This is a genomic window from Reyranella sp. (assembly GCF_044224635.1).
Taxonomy (GTDB): Bacteria; Pseudomonadota; Alphaproteobacteria; order Reyranellales; family Reyranellaceae; genus Reyranella.
The window spans coordinates 1-18387 of sequence record NZ_JBGAKA010000049.1; the positions used below are offsets into that span (position 1 = coordinate 1).

Annotated in this window: 17 protein-coding genes and 1 pseudogene; 13 read left to right on the top strand and 5 right to left on the bottom strand. The window is 68.3% G+C overall.

Annotation, left to right across the window (positions count from 1 at the left end; genetic code table 11):
* Positions 1-197: 197 nt before the first annotated feature.
* The 3 genes and pseudogenes from ACILR9_RS30400 to ACILR9_RS30410 all read right to left on the bottom strand — a co-directional run bounded on the left by ACILR9_RS30400 (position 198) and on the right by ACILR9_RS30410 (position 2341).
* Positions 198-673 (bottom strand): annotated as a pseudogene (locus ACILR9_RS30400) (DUF1348 family protein).
* Positions 670-1095: a hypothetical protein gene (locus ACILR9_RS30405; RefSeq protein WP_395713731.1), complete on the bottom strand. Its 426-nt coding sequence runs from the start codon at positions 1093-1095 to the stop codon at positions 670-672. The pseudogene ACILR9_RS30400 and the gene ACILR9_RS30405 overlap by 4 nt, the downstream one beginning before the upstream one ends.
* A 37-nt stretch (positions 1096-1132) precedes the next feature.
* Entirely contained in the window at positions 1133-2341 is a 1209-nt protein-coding gene (locus ACILR9_RS30410) for an MFS transporter (protein WP_395713732.1), read from the bottom strand.
* Positions 2342-2471: 130 nt separating this feature from the next.
* Between ACILR9_RS30410 and phbB the strand changes: the two genes are divergently transcribed.
* From phbB to ACILR9_RS30455, 9 genes are all read left to right on the top strand, one after another.
* Positions 2472-3197 carry an acetoacetyl-CoA reductase gene (gene phbB / locus ACILR9_RS30415; protein ID WP_395713733.1) on the top strand — a complete coding sequence of 242 codons (726 nt, stop codon included), beginning with the start codon at positions 2472-2474 and terminating at the stop codon, positions 3195-3197.
* Between the two features lie 176 nt (positions 3198-3373).
* Positions 3374-3772 carry a carboxymuconolactone decarboxylase family protein gene (locus tag ACILR9_RS30420; protein WP_395713734.1) on the top strand — a complete coding sequence of 133 codons (399 nt, stop codon included), beginning with the start codon at positions 3374-3376 and terminating at the stop codon, positions 3770-3772.
* Position 3773: 1 nt separating this feature from the next.
* Positions 3774-4577, top strand: coding sequence for a methyltransferase domain-containing protein (locus ACILR9_RS30425; RefSeq protein WP_395713735.1), 804 nt, complete (start codon positions 3774-3776; stop codon positions 4575-4577).
* Positions 4574-6226, top strand: a complete 1653-nt coding sequence (gene ggt / locus ACILR9_RS30430) for a gamma-glutamyltransferase (protein ID WP_395713736.1) — start codon at positions 4574-4576, stop codon at positions 6224-6226. Before ACILR9_RS30425 ends, ggt begins: the two co-directional genes overlap by 4 nt.
* A gap of 4 nt (positions 6227-6230) precedes the next feature.
* Complete coding sequence (locus ACILR9_RS30435; protein ID WP_395713737.1) at positions 6231-7418, top strand: class I SAM-dependent rRNA methyltransferase; 1188 nt, start codon at positions 6231-6233, stop codon at positions 7416-7418.
* 3 nt (positions 7419-7421) lie between these two features.
* The gene (locus tag ACILR9_RS30440) at positions 7422-8453 is read left to right on the top strand and encodes a P1 family peptidase (protein WP_395713738.1); all 1032 of its coding nucleotides are present in this window, start codon (positions 7422-7424) and stop codon (positions 8451-8453) included.
* Between the two features lie 31 nt (positions 8454-8484).
* On the top strand, positions 8485-9981 hold the full coding sequence (locus ACILR9_RS30445; protein WP_395713739.1) for an ABC transporter substrate-binding protein: 1497 nt from the start codon (positions 8485-8487) through the stop codon (positions 9979-9981).
* A gap of 189 nt (positions 9982-10170) precedes the next feature.
* Positions 10171-11118, top strand: a complete 948-nt coding sequence (locus tag ACILR9_RS30450; RefSeq protein ID WP_395713740.1) for an ABC transporter permease — start codon at positions 10171-10173, stop codon at positions 11116-11118.
* Positions 11115-11957, top strand: a complete 843-nt coding sequence (locus tag ACILR9_RS30455; RefSeq protein WP_395713741.1) for an ABC transporter permease — start codon at positions 11115-11117, stop codon at positions 11955-11957. The genes ACILR9_RS30450 and ACILR9_RS30455 overlap by 4 nt, the downstream gene beginning before the upstream one ends.
* Here the strand turns inward: ACILR9_RS30455 and ACILR9_RS30460 are convergent, their stop codons facing one another.
* A complete protein-coding gene (locus ACILR9_RS30460) occupies positions 11958-12602 on the bottom strand; it encodes a glutathione S-transferase family protein (protein WP_395713742.1) in 645 nt (214 codons plus the stop codon).
* 85 nt (positions 12603-12687) lie between these two features.
* Between ACILR9_RS30460 and ACILR9_RS30465 the strand changes: the two genes are divergently transcribed.
* Complete coding sequence (locus ACILR9_RS30465; protein WP_395713743.1) at positions 12688-13533, top strand: 6-bladed beta-propeller; 846 nt, start codon at positions 12688-12690, stop codon at positions 13531-13533.
* A gap of 10 nt (positions 13534-13543) precedes the next feature.
* Here ACILR9_RS30465 and ACILR9_RS30470 read toward each other — a convergent pair whose 3' ends face one another.
* Positions 13544-15709, bottom strand: coding sequence for a cation:proton antiporter (locus ACILR9_RS30470; RefSeq protein WP_395713744.1), 2166 nt, complete (start codon positions 15707-15709; stop codon positions 13544-13546).
* Positions 15710-15876: 167 nt separating this feature from the next.
* On the opposite strand from ACILR9_RS30470, the gene ACILR9_RS30475 reads away from it, so the two are divergent.
* The 3 genes from ACILR9_RS30475 to ACILR9_RS30485 all read left to right on the top strand — a co-directional run bounded on the left by ACILR9_RS30475 (position 15877) and on the right by ACILR9_RS30485 (position 18376).
* A complete protein-coding gene (locus ACILR9_RS30475; RefSeq protein ID WP_395713745.1) occupies positions 15877-16059 on the top strand; it encodes a hypothetical protein in 183 nt (60 codons plus the stop codon).
* Entirely contained in the window at positions 16056-17465 is a 1410-nt protein-coding gene (locus ACILR9_RS30480; RefSeq protein ID WP_395713746.1) for an amidase, read from the top strand. Before ACILR9_RS30475 ends, ACILR9_RS30480 begins: the two co-directional genes overlap by 4 nt.
* Positions 17466-17641: 176 nt before the next feature.
* Positions 17642-18376, top strand: a complete 735-nt coding sequence (locus tag ACILR9_RS30485) for a glycerophosphodiester phosphodiesterase family protein (RefSeq protein WP_395713747.1) — start codon at positions 17642-17644, stop codon at positions 18374-18376.
* Positions 18377-18387 lie beyond the last annotated feature (11 nt).

The following is an 18387-nucleotide window of genomic DNA, read 5'->3' on the forward strand; positions in this document are numbered from 1 at the left end:
GATGACAGAACTACTGTCATCCCGAGCGCAGCGAGGGATCTTTCGTTTGTGAGTTCGCGGTAGGGCAGCGCAGGTAGGCCCAGGCACGCCCGTCTTGTCATCCTGAGCGCAGCGAAGGATCTCATCGCCGGGAGTGTCAAAGTACACTGTAGCAGGCGGCGATGAGGTCCTTCGCTCCGCTCAGGACGACAGAAGGCTCAGAGACCAAGCTCGGTGAGACCGGGATGATCCGCCGGCCTCGGACCTGGGGCAGGCCAATGGAACTTGCGATCTGTCGCCGCGATCGACAGGTCGTTGATCGAGGCGAGGCGCCGGCGCATCAGGCCGCGCTCGTCGAATTCCCAGTTCTCGTTGCCGTAGGACCGGAACCAGTTGGCCGAATCGTCGTGCCATTCGTAGGCGAAGCGCACGGCGATGCGGTTGCCGTCGCAGGCCACAGCTCCTTGATCAGGCGGTAGTCGAGCTCCTTGGCCCACTTGCGCGTGAGGAATGCCCTGATCGCATCGCGGCCGTGCAAGAACTCGGCGCGGTTGCGCCACACGCTGTCGGCGGTATAGGCGAGCGACACGCGCTCGGGATCACGGCTGTTCCAGGCGTCTTCGGCAGCACGCGCCTTGGCCGCCGCCATCTCGGGCGTGAACGGAGGCAGCGGCGGACGCGGCGCGTCGGTCATGGCAGCATCGGCGCCTGCTGGCCCTGGTTGACCAGTCGCCTGCCCTGGTAGGGCGAGACTTCCATGAGGCGGGCGCTGCCTGCCTCCGCGGTGACGACCTCGAAGAAGCGCGTCTGGCCGGGATCGACGGTGATGATGAGCTCGGTGTTGGCCTGCGTGCCGTAGGCCCGCATGTCGTAGAGCCTGGGGCGGAGGTTGAGGCGCATCCAGCTCGAGGCGGGCAAGCCACCGAGCGCCTGTTGGCCCATGGTGATGTTGATCGGCGGCGCATCGGCCGGCGCCGGGCCGCGCACCAGATAGACCGCAGATTCCCCCGGATTGGCTTGCGGAAAGTTCGAGCCGTAAGCCTGCCACCACGTCGATTGCCCCGAAGCGCATCCGGTAAGCATGGCGAGCGCTGCGACAACCAGAAACTTCTTCATCCCCGACCTCCGGGGCGCAAAGTCGGCTGATTCGCGTTCAGGCGCAAGCTGCTTGCGGCAAGGCGCGCAAGCGCGCGAGCGGCGACAGCAGGATGACCAGGGTCGACAGCAGGAACGACACGGCGATCAGCAGGAGGGCGGCCTGCCATCCGGCCTGCGCCGCGATCAGCCCGCCGGCCAGCGCCCCCAGCGGCCGGACGCCGTAGATGACCGTCTGAACCGTCGCGTTGACGCGCCCCAGAAGCGGCGCCGGCGTCACCAGCTGACGCACCGTGGTCTGGCAGATCAGCCACATCATCGGGCCGAACCCGACCAGGAAATGGCCGGCGGCCGCCAGGGCGAAGCCATGACCCGCCGGCGCGACCAGGAAATTGCAGGCAGCAACCACGGAGATCGCCGGACCGAAGATCAGGATGACGAGCGGCGGCAGCCGGCGCGCGGCGAGCGGCGCTGCCACCGCTCCCAGGATCAGGCCGGCGCCATAGGCCGATTGCGCCAGCCCCATGCTGGCCGGATCGAGCCCGAGCGGCCCGAGCGCCAGCGGCGCCCAGATCGCGAGCAGGGCGAAGAAGGCGAAGTTCCAGAAGATCGCGCACAGGCTGATGCCGCGCAGCAGCTGGTGGCGCACGACGAAGCGGGCGCCGGCCTCGATGGCGGCGGCGAACGACGCCCGATCCGAAGCGGATTGCGGCGCCGGCGCCTTGGGCAGGGCGAGGATGCAGGCGAGCGCCAAGCCGGCCCCGAGCGCCGCCAGCCCGTAGCCCCAGGTCGGCGACAGGAGCTGGGCCAGCAGGCCCGATGCGAACGGTGCGGCGAGGCTCACGATGGCGCGGGCCAGCTCCAGTCGCGCATTGGAGCGCGCCAGGTCGGCCGGCGGCACCAGGCTGGGCAGCAGCGAAACCGAGGTGAGAGCGTAGACGACCGTTCCTGCGGCACCGGCGAAGGCGGCCAAGCCGAGCAGGATCGAAAGGTCGGCGGCCGCCGCGATCACGGCAACGATCGAGGCGGCGAGGCCGAGGCTCAGGCCGACGATCAGCAGGGTGCGGCGCGGCGCGCGGTCGATCCAGGCGCCGGCTGGCAGGGAGATCAGCAGCCAAGCTGCACTTTGGCAGGCGACCAGCAGGCCGAGCAGGTCGGGCCCGGCGCCGAGCACGAGGGTTGCGGTCAGCGGAAGGGTGGCGAGCGCCAGCTGGTCGGTGGCATGGGTTCCGGCGGCGGCGCCGAGCAGAGCAGTAAAGGGCTTCATGGCGACGGTTCTATGACCGCCGCTCAGCCGCTCGTTATCCGCCATCGCCGGCGAATTCGTCGCGCTTGCCCGCGACCCCACAGAACCGGATAGAGTAAGCGGCTGCATGGCAAACCGATGGGAGGACATCATGGCCGGACGTGTTGCTGTTGTGACGGGCGGTACCCGAGGCATAGGCGCTGCCGTATCGCGCATGCTGAAGGACAAGGGCTATAAGGTGGCCGCCACCTACGCCGGCAATGACGCGGCCGCCCAGAAGTTCAAGGCGGAGACCGGGATCGGCGTCTACAAGTTCGACGTTTCCGATTTCGCCGCCTGCCAGTCGGTGATTGCCCAGATCGAGAAGGATCTCGGGCCGGTCGATGTCCTGGTCAACAATGCCGGCATCACCCGCGATTCGACGATGCGCCGCCTGACCCGCGACATGTGGGATGCCGTGATCGACACCAATCTCGGCTCCTGCTTCAACATGTCGAAGGCGGTGTGGGAGGGCATGAACACCCGCGGCTTCGGCCGTATCGTCAATATCGGCTCGATCAACGGCCAGGGCGGGCAGTACGGCCAGGTCAACTACGCTGCGGCCAAGTCGGGCATCCACGGCTTCACCAAGGCGCTGGCGCAGGAAGGCGCCGCCAAGGGCATCACAGTCAACGCCATCGCGCCGGGCTATACCGAGACCGACATGGTGGCCGCTGTGCCGGCCAACGTGCTCGAGAAGATCGTCGCCAAGATCCCGGTCGGCCGCCTCGGCAAGGCCGACGAGATCGCCCGCGGCGTGATGTTCCTGATCGCCGACGACGCCGGCTTCATCACCGGCTCGACGCTGTCGATCAACGGCGGCCAGCATATGTACTAGATCATTCTCCTCCCCAGCTTCGCTGGGGAGGTGTCCGCGTCTTCGCGGACGGAGGGGTCATGAGCAACAGGACTGGGACTCATGACCCCTCCGTCGCCGTATGACGGCGACACCTCCCCAGCGAAGCTGGGGAGGAGGATTAAGAAGCTGGGGAGGAGGATTAAGAGGAGCGTTCGATGGCCAAGCTTACCGAGTACAAGGACATGAGCCCGCGCGCCAAGGCGGTCGTCGACGGCATCGCGACGGCGCGCGCGATCGATCCGTCGGCCATCAACAATGTCTGGAAGGCGCTGGCGCGCCATCCCGCGGTGATGGAGCAGTTCGCTGCCGAGATGAAGGCGGCGTTTGCGCCGGGCAAGCTCGATCCGCTGACCAAGGAGCTGATCTATCTGGCGGTCAGCATCACCAACCAGTGCGACTACTGCATCGCCTCGCACGGCACCATGGCGCGCCGCAAGGGCATGAGCGAGGAGATGCACGAGGAGCTCATGGCCGTGGTGCTGGCGGCGCAGAAGGGCAACAAGATCGCCACCGCCTATCGCGTCCCGGTCGATGCGGCGTTCGAGGAGCAATGACGTGAACGATTTCAAATCGCCCGCCTGGGACGCCAATCTCTATCTCAAGTTCGCCGACAGCCGCATGCGGCCGGCGCTCGACCTGATGGGCCGGCTCGATCCGGTCAACGCCGTCCGGCCGGGTCATGCGATCTACGATCTCGGTTGCGGCGCCGGCAACATCACCCGCATCCTCGCCGAGCGCTTTCCGCAGGCGCCGGTGATCGGCATCGATTCGTCGGAGGACATGCTGGCCAAGGCACGCAGCCAGAACGCCGATCCGCGCATCAGCTTCAGCACCGGCGATCTGACGCGCTTCGAGCCCAGCCTGCCGCCCTCGATCCTCTACAGCAACGCGGCGTACCAGTGGGTCGAAGGTCATCTCGACTACTTCCCGGGCCTGGTGAAGCTGCTGCCGTCGGGCGGCCAGCTCGCCATCCAGATGCCGCGCAACCACGAGGCACCGTCGCACGCCCTGATGCACGTGGCGGCCAAGGCTGGCCCGTGGCGCGACAAGATCGAGCAGGTGAAGGGCATCCGTTCGGTGCACGATCCGGCGCGCTACTACGATGCGCTGAAGCCCTTGTGCTCGGACCTGGAGGTCTGGGAGACGATCTACCAGCAGACGCTCACCGGCAAGGATCCGGTGGCGCAGTACACGGCCGGCACCGGCTTGCGTCCCTATATGGCGGTGCTCGACGAAAGCGAACGCGCCGGCTTCTACGAGACCTACTGCAAGCTGCTCGCCGAGGCCTATCCGACGCGGCCCGACGGCATCACGCTGTTTCCGTTCCGTCGGCTGTTCATCGTCGCGCGCCGCGCATGATCCGGCGCCTGCTCAGCGTCGTTGTCCTGCTGCTCGCCGTCTGGCGGGTCCCGGCAGGCCTTGCGGCGCCGCAGGCGATGGTGGCGGCGGCCCATCCGCTCGCCGTCGAGGCGGGCCTCGAGATGCTGCGTCGCGGCGGCACCGCGGTCGACGCGGCGATCGCCGTGCAGATGGTGCTGGGCGTGGTCGAGCCGCACGCCTCGGGGATCGGCGGCGGCGGCTTTCTGCTGCATTACGATGCCGCGAGCGGCACCGTCACCGTCTATGACGGCCGCGAGACTGCGCCGGCCGGCGCCACGCCGACGATGTTCCTCACGGCCGACGGCAGGCCGCTCGATTTCGCCGACGCCGTGGCGTCGGGCATTTCGGTCGGCGTGCCGGGGCTGCTGGCGATGCTCGAGCTCGCGCACAGGGAGCAGGGCAAGCTCGCTTGGCGCGCGCTTTTTCAGCCGGCCATCGAGACCGCGCGCACAGGTTTCCCGGCGCCGCCGCGGCTGGTGCTGTGGCTCGGCCGCATGCCGCGGCTCAGGGACGAGCCGGGCATCCGCGCGGTCTTCTTCAATGCCGACGGCACGCCCAAGCGGCTCGGCGAGCAGGTGACCAATCCCGCACTCGCCGACACCATGCAGTTGATCGCCGACCAGGGTCCGCGCGTTCTCTACGAAGGCGACATCGCCCGCGAGATCGTCGAACGCGTGCAGAGCCATGTCAGGCCGGGGACCCTGGCGCTCAGCGATCTGTCGACCTATCAGCCGGTCAAGCGCGACGTGCTGTGCGGGCCGTACCGCGTCTGGACCGTCTGCAGCATGCCGCCGCCGTCGTCCGGCGGCATTGCCCTCCTGCAGATCCTGAAGCTGATCGAGCCCTTCAGGATCTGGAACGACTCGCCCGACAGCGTGCGTGCCCTGCATCTCGTCGCCGAGGCGAGCCGTCTCGCCTTCGCCGATCGTGCGCGCTACGTCGGCGATCCCGCCTTTGTCGCCGTTCCGGTGGCCGGCCTGCTGTCGGAGGCCTATCTCGACCAGCGCCGCAAGCTGATGTCGCTCGACCGCAGCATGGGCGACATCGAGCCGGGCGTTCCGCCGGGCTATGTCGAGCGCGGCACCAGCCATGTCAGCATCGTCGACCGCTGGGGCAATGCCGTCACCTTCACGACGACGATCGAGGCGCCGTTCGGGGCCCGGATGATGGTGCGCGGCTTCATCCTGAACAACGAGCTCACCGACTTCGCGGCGCGGCCCGAGATCGCCGGCCATGCGGTCGCCAACCGGGTCCAGCCCGGCAAGCGGCCGCGTTCGTCGATGTCGCCGACCTTCGTCTTCGACGGCGATCGCAAGCTGCTGGCCGCGCTCGGCTCGGCCGGCGGCGCACGGATCATCGGCGATACGCTGCAGACGGTGATCGGGCTGCTCGACTGGAACCTGTCGCTGCAGCAGGCGGTCGCCCTGCCGCGCGTCATCAATCTCAACGGGGCCACCGAGATCGAGGCCGAAACACCCATTTCCGGCCATGCCGACGCCTTGCGCGCGCTGGGTCATCGGGTACAAGTCCGCCCGCACGAAGGTGGATTATCCGGCGTGCGTCGGAGGGACGACGGCTGGGAGGGTGCCGCCGATCCCCGGCGCGATGGCGCGGCAAAAGGAGAGTAGGTCGTTGTCACAGAAGAAAAGGCCCAGCGTGCTGCTCCGCGCCGGCGAGGATCGCCGCGTGCGCGCCGGGCATCCTTGGGTGTTCTCCAACGAGATCCTGATGGATGCGGAGACCCGGGCCCTGCCGTCGGGCACGCTCGCCGTGCTGCGCGCACCGGGTGGTGAGGCGCTGGGGCTGGTGACGTTCAATCCGCATTCGCTGATCGCCGCGCGCGTGCTCACGACCAATCCGGAAGCCGCGGTCGATGCGCTGTTCCTCGGCCGGCGGCTCGCCCAGGCCGTCGCCCTGCGCGATCGCCTGATCGGCGTGCCGTACTATCGCCTGATCCATGCCGAAGCCGACGGTTTGCCAGGCGTGATCGTCGACCGCTTCGGCGATGCGCTGGTTGTCCAGGTGAACACCGCCGGCATGGAGGCGCTGACGCCCGTGCTGCTCGAGGCGCTGGAGGCCGAGCTGGCGCCACGCACGATCGTGCTCAAGAACGATTCGCCGGTGCGCGAGCTCGAAGGCCTGAAGCGCGACATATCGGTCGCCAAGGGCGACGCCTCCGGCACCGTCGAGCTGATCGAGAACGACGCGCGCTTCGTCGCCGATCTGTCGGGTGGCCAGAAGACCGGCTGGTTCTACGACCAGCGCGACAACCGCCGCTTCGTCGCGGGACTCGCCTCGGGCGGACGCGTGCTCGACGTCTACAGCTACAGCGGCGGCTTCGGCGTGCTGGCCGCCAAACGGGGGGCGCGCTCGGTGGTTTGCGTCGATCGCTCGCAGTCTGCGCTCGATGCCGCCAAGGCAGCCGCCGGCCTGAACGACGTGGCGGAGACCGTGGCGTTCCAGAAGGGCGATGCGTTCGATGCCCTGGAGGCCCAGCAGGCGCGCAGCTTCGAGGTGGTGATCTGCGATCCGCCGGCCTTCGTGAAGAGCCGCAAGGATCTCAAGAGCGGTGCGCAGGGCTATCGCAAGTTGGTGCGGCTGGCGGCCCCATCGGTCGCCAGGGGCGGCTTCCTGTTCGTCGCCTCGTGCTCGCATCTGGTCGATCCGCCGCTGTTCGCCGAGCAGGTACGTCGCGGTCTGCGCGACGCCGAGCGCAGCGGTCGCATCCTGTTGAGCTCGGGTGCGGCGGTCGATCATCCGGTTCATCCCGCGTTGCCTGAGTCGGCTTATCTCAAGGCGCTCACCCTGCAGCTCGATTGAGCCATGCTGCGTTCCGGCCCGCGCAATCTCATCACCGACGTCGACGGCATCCTGGTCGGCAACGCAGAGGATCAGCGCGTGCGCTCCGGCGTCAGCGTGGTGTTGTGCGAGCAGCCGTCGATGGCGTCGGTCGACGTGCGCGGCGGCGCGCCGGGCACGCGCGACACCGACCTGCTCGATCCGTCGTGCCGGGTCGATCGCATCGACGCGATCTGCCTCAGCGGCGGCTCGGCGTTCGGCCTGTCGTCGGCCGACGGCGTGATGCGCTGGCTGCGCGAGCGTGGCCGCGGCGTCGCCATCGCCGATGTCGTCGTGCCGATCGTGCCGACGGCGATCCTGTTCGATCTGCTGAACGGCGGCGACAAGGGTTGGGATTGGCCGCCTTATCGCGATCTTGCCTATGTCGCGACGGGCAATGCCAGTCGGGACTTCAGGCTCGGCAATGCCGGCGCCGGGCTGGGCGCCAAGGCCGGCAACCTCAAGGGTGGGCTGGGCAGCGCGTCTGCCGTCGACCCGGCGAGCGGCCTGCAGGTCGGCGCGCTGGTCGCGGTCAATGCGCGGGGCTACACGACCATGGCAGACATGGCGCAATTCTGGGCTTGGCCGATCGAGCAGGACGCCGAATTCGGCGGCCTGCCGCCGCCGCCGCGCGGTCTCGGCCTGCCGGTCTCGCACGATCGCGCTGACCTGACGCACGATCCGGCCGACGTCGCCCGCAGCGATCCGCGCGCCAACACCACCATCGCCGTCGTGGCGACCAATGCGCGGCTCGACAAGGCGTCGGCCGAACGGCTGGCGGTGATGGCGCAGGACGGCCTGGCGCGCTCGATCCGCCCGGTCCATACGCCGCAGGACGGCGACACGGTCTTCTCGATCGCCACCGGAAAGTGCCAGCTGGCGGGCGATCCGCTGGCGCTGGCCGAGCTCGGCACGCTCGCCGCCGACTGCCTCGCCCGCGCGGTGGCGCGCGGCGTCTACAACGCCGGCACGCTCGGCGCGGCGCGCGGCTGGCGGGACGTCTTCGGCCGCCGCTGATAAACTCTTCGACAAAGCAACGGAGGCTTCCGTGATTACACTGTCCCGTCGTCGGCTTCTTGGCGCCTCGGCAACGCTCGCCTCCCTGACGGTGCTGGGCGACGCCGCCTGGGCGCAGGCCAAGGATCGGCTGGTGATCGGCATGTCGCTTGAGCCGCCGCTGCTCGATCCGACCAAGAATGCTGCCGCCGCCATCCGCGAGGTGACGACGCCCAGCATCTTCGAGAGCCTGGGCCGCATCGATCGCACCGGTGCCATCGGCCCCGGCCTCGCCGAGAGCTGGAGCATTTCCGAGGACGGCAAGGAGTACGTCTTCAAGCTGCGCCAGGGCGTGAAGTTCCACGACGGCGAACCGCTGGACGCCCCGGTGGTGAAATTCTCGCTCGACCGGCTGTTCGCGCCCGATTCGACCAACCCGGCGAAGTCGCTCTACACCGACATCGACAAGGTCGAGGTGGTCGATCCGTCGACCGTCAAGATCACACTGAAGTCGCCCAACTCGTTCCTGCTCTACAGCCTGTCGCTGGGCGATGCCGGCATCATGCATCCCAAGTCGGCGGCGACCAACGACAAGAACCCGATCGGCACCGGCCCGTTCATGTTCAAGGAGCGCAAGGAGGGCGATTCGATCACCCTGGTGCGCTCGCCGACCTGGCGCGATCCGGCCTCGATCAAGCTCAACACGGTGATCTTCAAGATCGTCAAGGATCCGTCGGCGCAGGTGAGCGCCCTGCTGGCCGGCGACGTCGACGCGTTCGGCGCGTTTCAGGCTCCCGAGCTGGTCGAGCGCCTGCGCAAGGATCCGCGCTTCGTGGTGGTCGTCGGCACGACCGAGGGCGAGGTCATCCTGGCGACCAACAACGGCAAGAAGCCGTTCGACAATCCCAAGGTGCGCCAAGCGATCGCCCACGCCATCAACCGCGACGAGCTGATCTCGGCCGAATCGGGCTTCGGCACGCCGATCGGCAGCCACTTCGCGCCACACAACAAGGCCTACATCGATCTCACCAGGACCTATCCGTTCGACATCGCCAAGGCCAAGGCGCTGCTCGCCGAGGCGGGCTATCCCAACGGCTTCGAGGCCAGCCTCAAGCTGCCGCCGGTCGGCTACGCGCAGCGCGCCGGCGAGGTGATCGCGAGCCAGCTCGGCAAGATCGGCATCAAGGTGGCGATCAGCCAGCTGCAATGGCCGCAATGGCTCTCCGAGGTGTTCAAGGAGCGCAACTACGATCTCACCATCGTCGCCCACACCGAGGCCAACGATCTCGATCGCTATGCGCGCGACGGCTACTACTGGGCCTACAACTCACCCGAGTTCAAGGCCAAGTGGCGCGAGGTCGTCGCCGCCACCGACTTCGCCAAGCGCGACGAGCTCCTCAAGGAGGCGCAGCGCATCATCGCCAAGGACGCCGTCAACGGCTTCCTCTTCCAGCTCGCCAAGATCGGCGTGTGGCGCAAGGACCTGGTCGGCATGTGGGAGAACTCGCCGACCCCGCAGGTCGACCTGACGGGCGTGCATTGGAAGTAGGGGCCCTCCCCGCTTGATCTTCTCCTCCCCAGCTTTGCTGGGGAGGTGTCGCCGTCTTGCGGCGACGGAGGGGTCATGAGTTACAAAGGCCGACGAATCCCATGGCTCATGACCCCTCCGTCCGCGAAGACGCGGACACCTCCCCAGCGAAGCTGGGGAGGAGAGGAAGATGACTAGAGCGGGCGCGTCGTGATCGACTTCCTCTCCCGGCGATTTGCCGCGGCGCTGGTGACCTTGGTGCTGGCGACGGTCGTGGTGTTCGCGGTGGTCGAGGTGCTGCCGGGGGATCCGGCGCTGGTCATGCTGGGCACCGACGCGCGGCCGGATACGCTGGCGGCCTTGCGCGCCAAGTACGGGTTCGACCAGCCGCTGGTCCTGCGCTACGTCACCTGGATCGGCGGCCTGCTGACCTTCGATCTCGGCAGCAGCCACGCCTACGGTACCTCGGTCGCCAAGCTGATCGGCGATCGCCTGCTGGTGACCCTGCCGCTCGGCGCGCTGGCGCTGTCATGGGCGGTGCTGGTCGCCATCCCACTCGGCGTGTTCGCCGCCTGGAAACATGGCCGGCCGGGCGACTGGGGCGTCATGGGCTTCACCCAGATCGGCATCTCGGTGCCGAACTTCTGGTTCGGTATTGTGCTGGTGCTGCTGTTCGCCGTGACCTGGCAGTTCTTTCCCGCCGGCGGCTTCCCCGGCTGGAGGCAGGATCCTCTGAAGTCGCTGCATTCCCTGATCCTGCCCGCCTTGTCGCTGTCGCTGGGCGAGATCGCCATTCTGACGCGCGTCACCCGTTCCTCGATGCTCGACACCTTGCGCGAGGACTATGTGCGCACCGCGCGTGCCAAGGGGGCGCCGGAACGGACGGTCCTGTTCCGCCACGCCTTGCGCAATGCCCTGGTGCCGGTGACCACCGTGGCCGGCCTGATCGCCGGATTCCTGATCGCCGGCGCCGTCATCATCGAAAGCGTCTTCCGCCTGCCCGGCATCGGCCAGCTGGTCTACGATTCGATCAACAATCGCGACCTTGTCGTGATCAAGAACGTTGTCGTGCTGTTCACCATCCTGGTGCTGTCGGTCAACCTGCTGGTCGATCTCGCCTATGCCGTGCTCGATCCACGGCCACGCGTGCGCACGTGAGCGGCTTCCTCGCGCGCGCTGGCCGCCATGTCGGCTTCCAGATCGGCGCCGTGCTGTTGCTGCTGTTCGTCGGCACCGCGCTGGTGTCGGTGTTCTGGACGCCGCACCCGGTCGACGCCCTGCAGATGCGGCTGAAGTTGCAGCCCGCGTCGGCTGCTTATCCGCTGGGCACCGACCATCTCGGCCGCGATGTGCTGTCGCGCATCATGGTGGGCGCGCAGACCTCGATCACGGTCGGGCTGATCGCGGTCGCCATCGGCATGACCGGCGGCGTGGCGCTCGGCGCCTGGGCCGCCGCGCGCGGCGGCTGGGTCGACGAGGCGCTGTCGCGGCTGTCCGACCTGATCTTCGCCTTTCCCGCCGTGCTGATCGCCATCCTGATCACGTCGGTGCTGGGCGCCAGCGCGCAGAACGCCATCCTCGCCATCGCCATCTTCAACGTGCCGGTGTTCGCCCGCGTGACGCGCGGCGCGGCGCTATCGATGTGGGGACGCGATTTCGTCCGCGCGGCGACGGCAATGGGGCAGGGACCGCTCGGCATCACTCTGCGCCACGTGATGCCCAACATCGCCAGCGTGCTGATCGTGCAGGCGACCATCCAGTTCGCCGTCGCCATTCTGGCCGAGGCCGGTCTCTCCTATCTCGGGCTGGGCGCGCAGCCGCCGATTCCGTCGTGGGGCCGCATGCTGCGCGACGCCCAGACCTACGTGTTCCAGGCGCCCGAGCTCGCCGTCTGGCCGGGCCTCGCGATCGCGCTCGCCGTGCTCGGCCTCAACATGCTGGGCGACGGGCTGCGCGACCTGCTCGACCCGCGGCTCCGACTGTTGCGCGTCGGATAGTCAGGCGATCGGCGGCAGCTCGGCGTCCCTCTTGGGGATGAGATCGTAGGGCAGCGCGAAGCCCGGCATGGCCATCAGCCGGTCGCGCCAGGCGCGGGCGTGCGGGCGGTTGTCGAGCGACATTCCACCCTCGGCCATGAACACCATGCGGCCCCAGCAGCCGATGTCGGCGATCGTGCAGGTCTCGCCGGCCAGCCACTGCCGTCCCGCCAGGCTGCGGTCGATCATGTCCAGCGCGGCTTCGGCACCGGGCAGGAAGAAATCCATGACGGCGGGGTCGACCTTGCGGAAGCGATGGAAATGGCGAACCCGCGCCACGTTGACGATGGCGTCGTTCTCCCAGGCCAGCCATTCGCGTGCCCGCCAGCGGTCCTGCTCGGTCGCCGCCTCGAAATGTCCTGTCGTGCGCGCCAGGTAGTCGAGGATCACGTTGGACATCACCAGGGTCAGCCCGCGGTGCCGCAGCACCGGAACCTGGCCGTAGCGGTTGATTGCGAGGTGCGCCGGCTCCTTCTGCACGCCGTTCTTGAGATTGACCGTGCGGAAGGAGAAGGGCAGCCCGGCCAGCGCCAGGAACAGAATCGGCTTGTAGGTCGAGCTGGAGGTGAAGCTGCCGTGCAGCACGAGGCGGTCGTCGTCGGCCATGGGGCTCCGTTGTTCTCCTTCCCAGCTTCGCTGGGGAGGACGATGATAGCTTGCCGCGCCGCGGCCGTGCTGCCTAACTGATGCCATGTCCGACGAACGCTACACTGTCATCCTGGGCGACCGGCGCTATGCCGTGCATCGCAAGTGGGCGAAGCTGCCCGACGGCCAAAGCTTCGGCTTCATCTCCGATCTCATGGTCGATGCCGATGGTCTGGTGCACGTGGCCCAACGCGGCGCCGAGCAGCCCGTGCTGGTGTTCGATCGCACCGGGCGCCTCGCCGGTGCGTGGGGCGAGGGCGTGCTGGCCGAGCCGCACTACATCAATGGCGCCCCGGACAACTGCATTCTGGTTGCCGACCGTGATGCCCACCAGGTCCTGCGCTTCGATCGCGCCGGCAGGCTCGTCCAGGCGCTGGGCAAGCGCCACTGGCCGTCGCTCGATGCGCCATTCAACCATCCGACGGCTGCGGCGCAGGCGGCCGACGGCGAGATCTATGTCGCCGACGGCTACGGCAATTCGAGCGTCCATCGCTTCACTGCCGACGGCACGCTGATCGCGACCTGGGGAGGTCCCGGGACGGGGCCGGGCGCCTTCACCACGCCGCACGCCATCTGGGTCGACCGTTTCGGCAAGGTGCTGGTCGGCGATCGCGAGAACAATCGCGTGCAGGTGTTCGACCGCGACGGCGCCTTCCTCGCCGAATGGGGCGATTTCTATCATCCGATGCAGATCTGGGTGGACGATCGCGACATGGTGTTCGTCACCGACCAGATCCCGCGCATCAGCCTGCTCGATCGCGAGGGCCGGCTGGTCGGCCGCTGTCGCGGCGCCATCAACGGGGCGCACGGCCTCTCGGGCGACGCCGACGGCAGCCTCTATCTCGCCGAGCTGCCGCCGCAGGAGATCACCAAGCTCGAGCGCCTGACCTGAGAGGACCCGTTCAGCGGGCGATCACCAGGACGGGAGCGTGGAGCGATTGGACCAGGCCCAGCACGCCCGGTCCGACGAATCGTGCGTCGCCGTGGCGCAACGAGGCGCCGAGCACGACCAGGTCGTAGCGGCCGCGCCGCACGGCATGCCGGATCTCGACGTCGAAACGCTCGTGGGTGGCCGTGAGCCCCTTGACGGGAACGCCGCTGTGCTTGCCCAGACGATGGGCATCGACCAGCAGCGACATGCCGGCGCGGCGGGATCGTCCTCCCACCAGCATCGTCTCGACGCGGGGATCGAAGACATGGAGCACGGTCAGGCTGCCGCCGGAAGCGCCGGCCAGGGCCAGCGCGACCTCGGTCGCCAGCCCGGACTCGGGGCGTCCGCCGGTCGGCACGAGAATATCCAGGGGCCGGTCCGGCTCGAAGGCCAGGCGGCCGCCATTGACGAGGATGGCGATGGGCCCCTTGAACTCGGATGTCAGCCCCTGAAGCGGTTCCTCGAAGCGCGGAGCGTTCGCCGTGAGCGGCTGGCCGATGCCGACGAAGGCGATGTCGTATCCTTTGGCAATCTCGCTCTTCAGCGCCTCCCCGTTGGCAACGCTGCGTGCCTGGAGGAGTTGGCCGATTGCCTCCCTGCCGTTGGCTTGTGTTCCGGCGCCCGCCGTGGCGTGTCCATTCGGAACCCGCGCCTTCGCGGCTGCCGCCTGCAGGCGGTCGCGGCCCGTGTGGACGCCGGCTTTCACGTCGCCGTTGGGCGCCGCCTCGAGCAGGGTCATCAGCACGTTCTGGCGCACGGCGAACTGGCCGGCGAGCGACGCCGTCATGTCGCCGTTGCGGCTGCTGTCGACATAGACCAGCGCCCGCTCCATGCGTGGCAGGTTCTGCCGTTGCTCGGCTTCCTCGCGATCCAGGCGCTTGACCTCCTCGTCGCGCAACGGTACGCGCGCCATCATCCAGCGCAGCGTCGGCGGCATGATCATGGTCGTCACCACCGCCATGGCGACGATCATCGTATAGAGCTGGTTGCTGAGCGCACCGATCGACAGGCCGATGCTGGCAATGATGACCTCGGTCGATCCGCGGGCGTTCAGGCCGGTTGCCATGGCCAGGGACTCGGCCACCGTGAGGCCGCCCAGGCGGCCGCCTGCCAAGGCGCCCAGGAACTTGCCGACACTGGCGGCCAGGATGATCGCCAGCGTGAACAACGCCAACGTCGGGTCGAGCAAGGTGCGCAGGTCCATGCCCAACCCGGCCACGGCGAAGAACACCGGGCTGAAGAAGGCAATGATGAACCCGCGGATCTGGGTCTCGATGTGCTCGGTGAGGAAGGGCGATTGGCCGATCAGGATTCCCGCCACGAAGGCGCCCAGCGCAAGGTGCACGCCGATCAGGTCGGTGGTGAGCGCCAGGGCGAACATGACGACCAGGGCGGCGGTGATCACCGGCAGCTCGATCGCCATGTTGTCGTTGCACCACAGGATGAGTCGCGCGACCAGGCGGCGTCCCATCATGAGGCTCGCCGCGAGAAACAGGCCGGTGAAGGCGAGGCTGGTGCCGACGTCGTGGAAGTCGACCACGCCGTCGGCGGCGATGCCGGTGATGATGGCGATGATGATCCAGGCCAGCGTGTCGTCGAGAATCGCGGTGGCGAGGATGAGCTGTCCCAGGTCGCGCCGTATGGCGCCGATCTCCATCAGAACCATGGCGACGATCTTGACCGACGAGATGGACAGCGCCGTGCCGAGGAACAGCGCCGTCACCAGACGTTCGACCTGGGATGGAATCAGCGCTGCCGGCAGGGCATAGGCGAGCGCCACGCCGCAGGCGAACGGGACGGCGATGCCGAACAGGGAGCCCAGGACCACGACACTGCGCTTGCGATTGATCTGCGACAGGTCGGTCTCCATGCCGGTCAGCAGCAGCAGCAGCATGATGCCGACCTGCGACACCGCATTGATCATCGCCTTGAGGGTCGGCGTTTCGGGAAAGACGAGGTGATGAAGGTCGGGCAGCAAGGCGCCGAACACCGACGGTCCGAGCAGGACGCCGGCCAGCAGCTGGCCGAAGATGGCGGGCTGGCCGATGCGGGCCATCGCCTCGCCCATCAGGCGGCCGACCAGGAGCAGCAGGATCAACTCCGCCACGAAGATTGCTATCGTGTGGTCTGCTCCCACGCCCCCGCTCCCTCGGATCGCTTCGTGGATCGTCTATAGGCGGCGGTGCAGAGGGCACGCAACGATGGAGGCGTGGCTCAGGGGACGTGGGGCCCAATGGACGTGGGACCCAATGGACGTGGGGCACGAACCGTGCTGACCTTGCGGCCCGGCGGAGGAGAGTGCGTATGGACAAGGCAACGATCGAAATGCTGGCGCGACGCGCCGGCCTCGCCAAGGCGCTGGCGGAATTCCCGGAAGATGTGGCGGTTGCGGCCAGGCAGGCCGAGAGCGCTGTCGCCAAGGTCAAGAAGTGCGACGACCCCCGGGCGGAACCCTGGCCGCCGATGCGCGCAGGGAGCGGCCTGTGAGGGACGGTACAGTCGCCGAGCTGCACTGGCTCACTGCCTCGGACGCCGCGCGGGCCATCGCGGCCAGAGAATTGTCACCGGTCGAGCTGGTCAAGGCGCTGATCGAGCGCATCGCCAAGCTCGATCCCAAGCTCAATGCCTTCATCCGCCATGATGGCTCGACCGCCCTTCAGGCGGCGCGGCAGGCCGAGGCCGAGGTGATGGTCGGCCGTCTGCGCGGGCCGTTGCATGGCGTGCCGGTCGGCATCAAGGACATCATCGACGTCGCCGGCTTGCCGACAACCTGCCATTCCAGGATCCTCGACGGCAACATCGCCACGGCGGACGCCGTCTGTGTCCACAAGCTGCGCGGCGCCGGCGCCATCGTGATGGGCAAGCTGTCGACCCACGAGTTCGCCATCGGCGGTCCAAGCTTCGACCTGCCGTGGCCGCCCGCCCGCAATCCGTGGAACACCGACCACCATCCCGGCGGCTCGTCGTCGGGCTCGGGGTCGGGCGTCGCCGCCGGCCTGTTTCCCATGGCGCTGGGCTCCGATACCGGCGGCAGCGTGCGTAATCCGGCGAGCTGCTGCGGCATCGTCGGCCTCAAGCCGACCTACGGGCTGGTGTCGCGCCGCGGCGTCTTCCCGCTGTCCTTCACGCTCGACCACATCGGCCCGATGACCCGGACGGTGACGGACAACGCGCTGATGCTGGAGACGCTGGCCGGTCACGATCCGCACGATCCCGGCAGCGCCGCCGTCCCTTATGGGCACTACGCGGCGGCGCTGGAGCGGCCGGTGCGCGGCCTGCGCGTTGGCTTCGTCCGTCACTTCCACGAGGTCGACCTGCCGGCCGAGCCCGAGGTGACGGCGGGGCTGGATCACGTCGCCCGCACGCTGCAGCTCGAGGGCATGGAGGTGCGCGACGTCACGCTGCCGTCGCTCGATGAGTTCCGCGCCATCAATCGCGTCATCCTGCAGAGCGAGGCCTGGGCCATACACGAGAAATGGTTGCAGCAGCGGCCGGGTGACTACGCCCAGCTGTCGCGGCGCCAGCTCATGACCGGCGCCTTCTTCACCGCCGGCGACTACACGCACGCCGCCCGCCGCCGGCTCGGGATGATCGCCGAGGTCGAGGCGGTGCTGCGCGAGGTCGACGTCCTATTGTGCGCCAGCTCGATGGACCCGGCCTGCCGCATCGACCGCCCGGCCGACCTCGAGCGCACCTATCCGCGCCAGGCGCGCACGCCGTTCAACGTCACCGGCCATCCCGCCCTCGCCATGATGGCCGGCCTGTCGGCCGACGGCCTGCCGCTCTCGGTGCAGTTCGCCGGCCGTTATTTCGACGAGGCGACCGTGCTGCAGGTCGCGCGGGCGTGGGAGCGGGCATCGGGCGTCGACAGCAAGCATCCGCCGATCTTGTAGCGATGCGCTCTTCTCAGTTCCCTCCCCAGCTCTGCTGGGGAGGTGCCCCGTCATACGGGGCGGAGGGGTCATGAGCGTCGGTGGTGGTGCCCATGACCCCTCCGTCGCCGTATGACGGCGACACCTCCCCAGCGAAGCTGGGGAGGAGAATGAACTGAACACCGGAGCCTTCGACCATGACCGACATCGCCTCGCACCGTGGTGGCGCCCTCCTGTGGGCCGAGAACAGCCGCCTTGCCTTCGAGCAGACGGCCAGGCTGCCCGTCGAGCAGGTCGAGTTCGACGTCCATCCCTCGCGCGACGGCCGGCTGGTGGTGATCCACGACGCCACGCTGGACCGCACGACCGACGGCACGGGCGCGGTCTGCCGGCACGACTGGGCCGATCTCTGCCGGCTCATCCTGAAGGGCAGCGGCGGCCAGCGCATGCTGCTGCTCGAGGAGGTGATCGAGATCTTCCGCCCGACCCGGATCAGCCTGCGCCTGGAGATCAAGGCCGGGCCCGACCGAATCCCCTATCCCGACCATGTCGCGCGCATCGTCGCCGCCCTGGCGGCGTGGGGCATCCTCGAGCGCACGGCGCTGACCAGCTTCCAGCTCGGCACCGTGGCCGAGGTGCCGCGCCATGGTGCGCCGATGAGCCACGTGTGGCTGGTGACGCCCGACCTGCAGACCGACATCGGCCTCGAGGCGGTGATCGGGCTGGCCCGCGCCCACGGCGTGCCCATGCTCGGACTGCGCGGCAACAGGCTCGATGCTGCGACCGTCACCCGGGTGCGCGAGGCCGGCCTCGGCATCGGCGGCTGGGCCTGCAACGACGCCTCCCTGATGGCCAGGATGTTCGATCTCGGCGTCGACGTCTTCACCACTGATCGGCCCGACCTGGCGCTGGCATGTCGCGCGGCGTCCTAATCGTCGAATTA

Coding starts and splice junctions, on each gene's coding strand:
- ACILR9_RS30405 (WP_395713731.1), bottom strand. CDS start 1,095: ATGAAGAAGTTTCTGGTTGTCGCAGCGCTCGCCATGCTTACCGGATGC.
- ACILR9_RS30410 (WP_395713732.1), bottom strand. CDS start 2,341: ATGAAGCCCTTTACTGCTCTGCTCGGCGCCGCCGCCGGAACCCATGCC.
- phbB (WP_395713733.1), top strand. CDS start 2,472: ATGGCCGGACGTGTTGCTGTTGTGACGGGCGGTACCCGAGGCATAGGC.
- ACILR9_RS30420 (WP_395713734.1), top strand. CDS start 3,374: ATGGCCAAGCTTACCGAGTACAAGGACATGAGCCCGCGCGCCAAGGCG.
- ggt (WP_395713736.1), top strand. CDS start 4,574: ATGATCCGGCGCCTGCTCAGCGTCGTTGTCCTGCTGCTCGCCGTCTGG.
- ACILR9_RS30440 (WP_395713738.1), top strand. CDS start 7,422: ATGCTGCGTTCCGGCCCGCGCAATCTCATCACCGACGTCGACGGCATC.
- ACILR9_RS30460 (WP_395713742.1), bottom strand. CDS start 12,602: ATGGCCGACGACGACCGCCTCGTGCTGCACGGCAGCTTCACCTCCAGC.
- ACILR9_RS30465 (WP_395713743.1), top strand. CDS start 12,688: ATGTCCGACGAACGCTACACTGTCATCCTGGGCGACCGGCGCTATGCC.
- ACILR9_RS30475 (WP_395713745.1), top strand. CDS start 15,877: ATGGACAAGGCAACGATCGAAATGCTGGCGCGACGCGCCGGCCTCGCC.
- ACILR9_RS30485 (WP_395713747.1), top strand. CDS start 17,642: ATGACCGACATCGCCTCGCACCGTGGTGGCGCCCTCCTGTGGGCCGAG.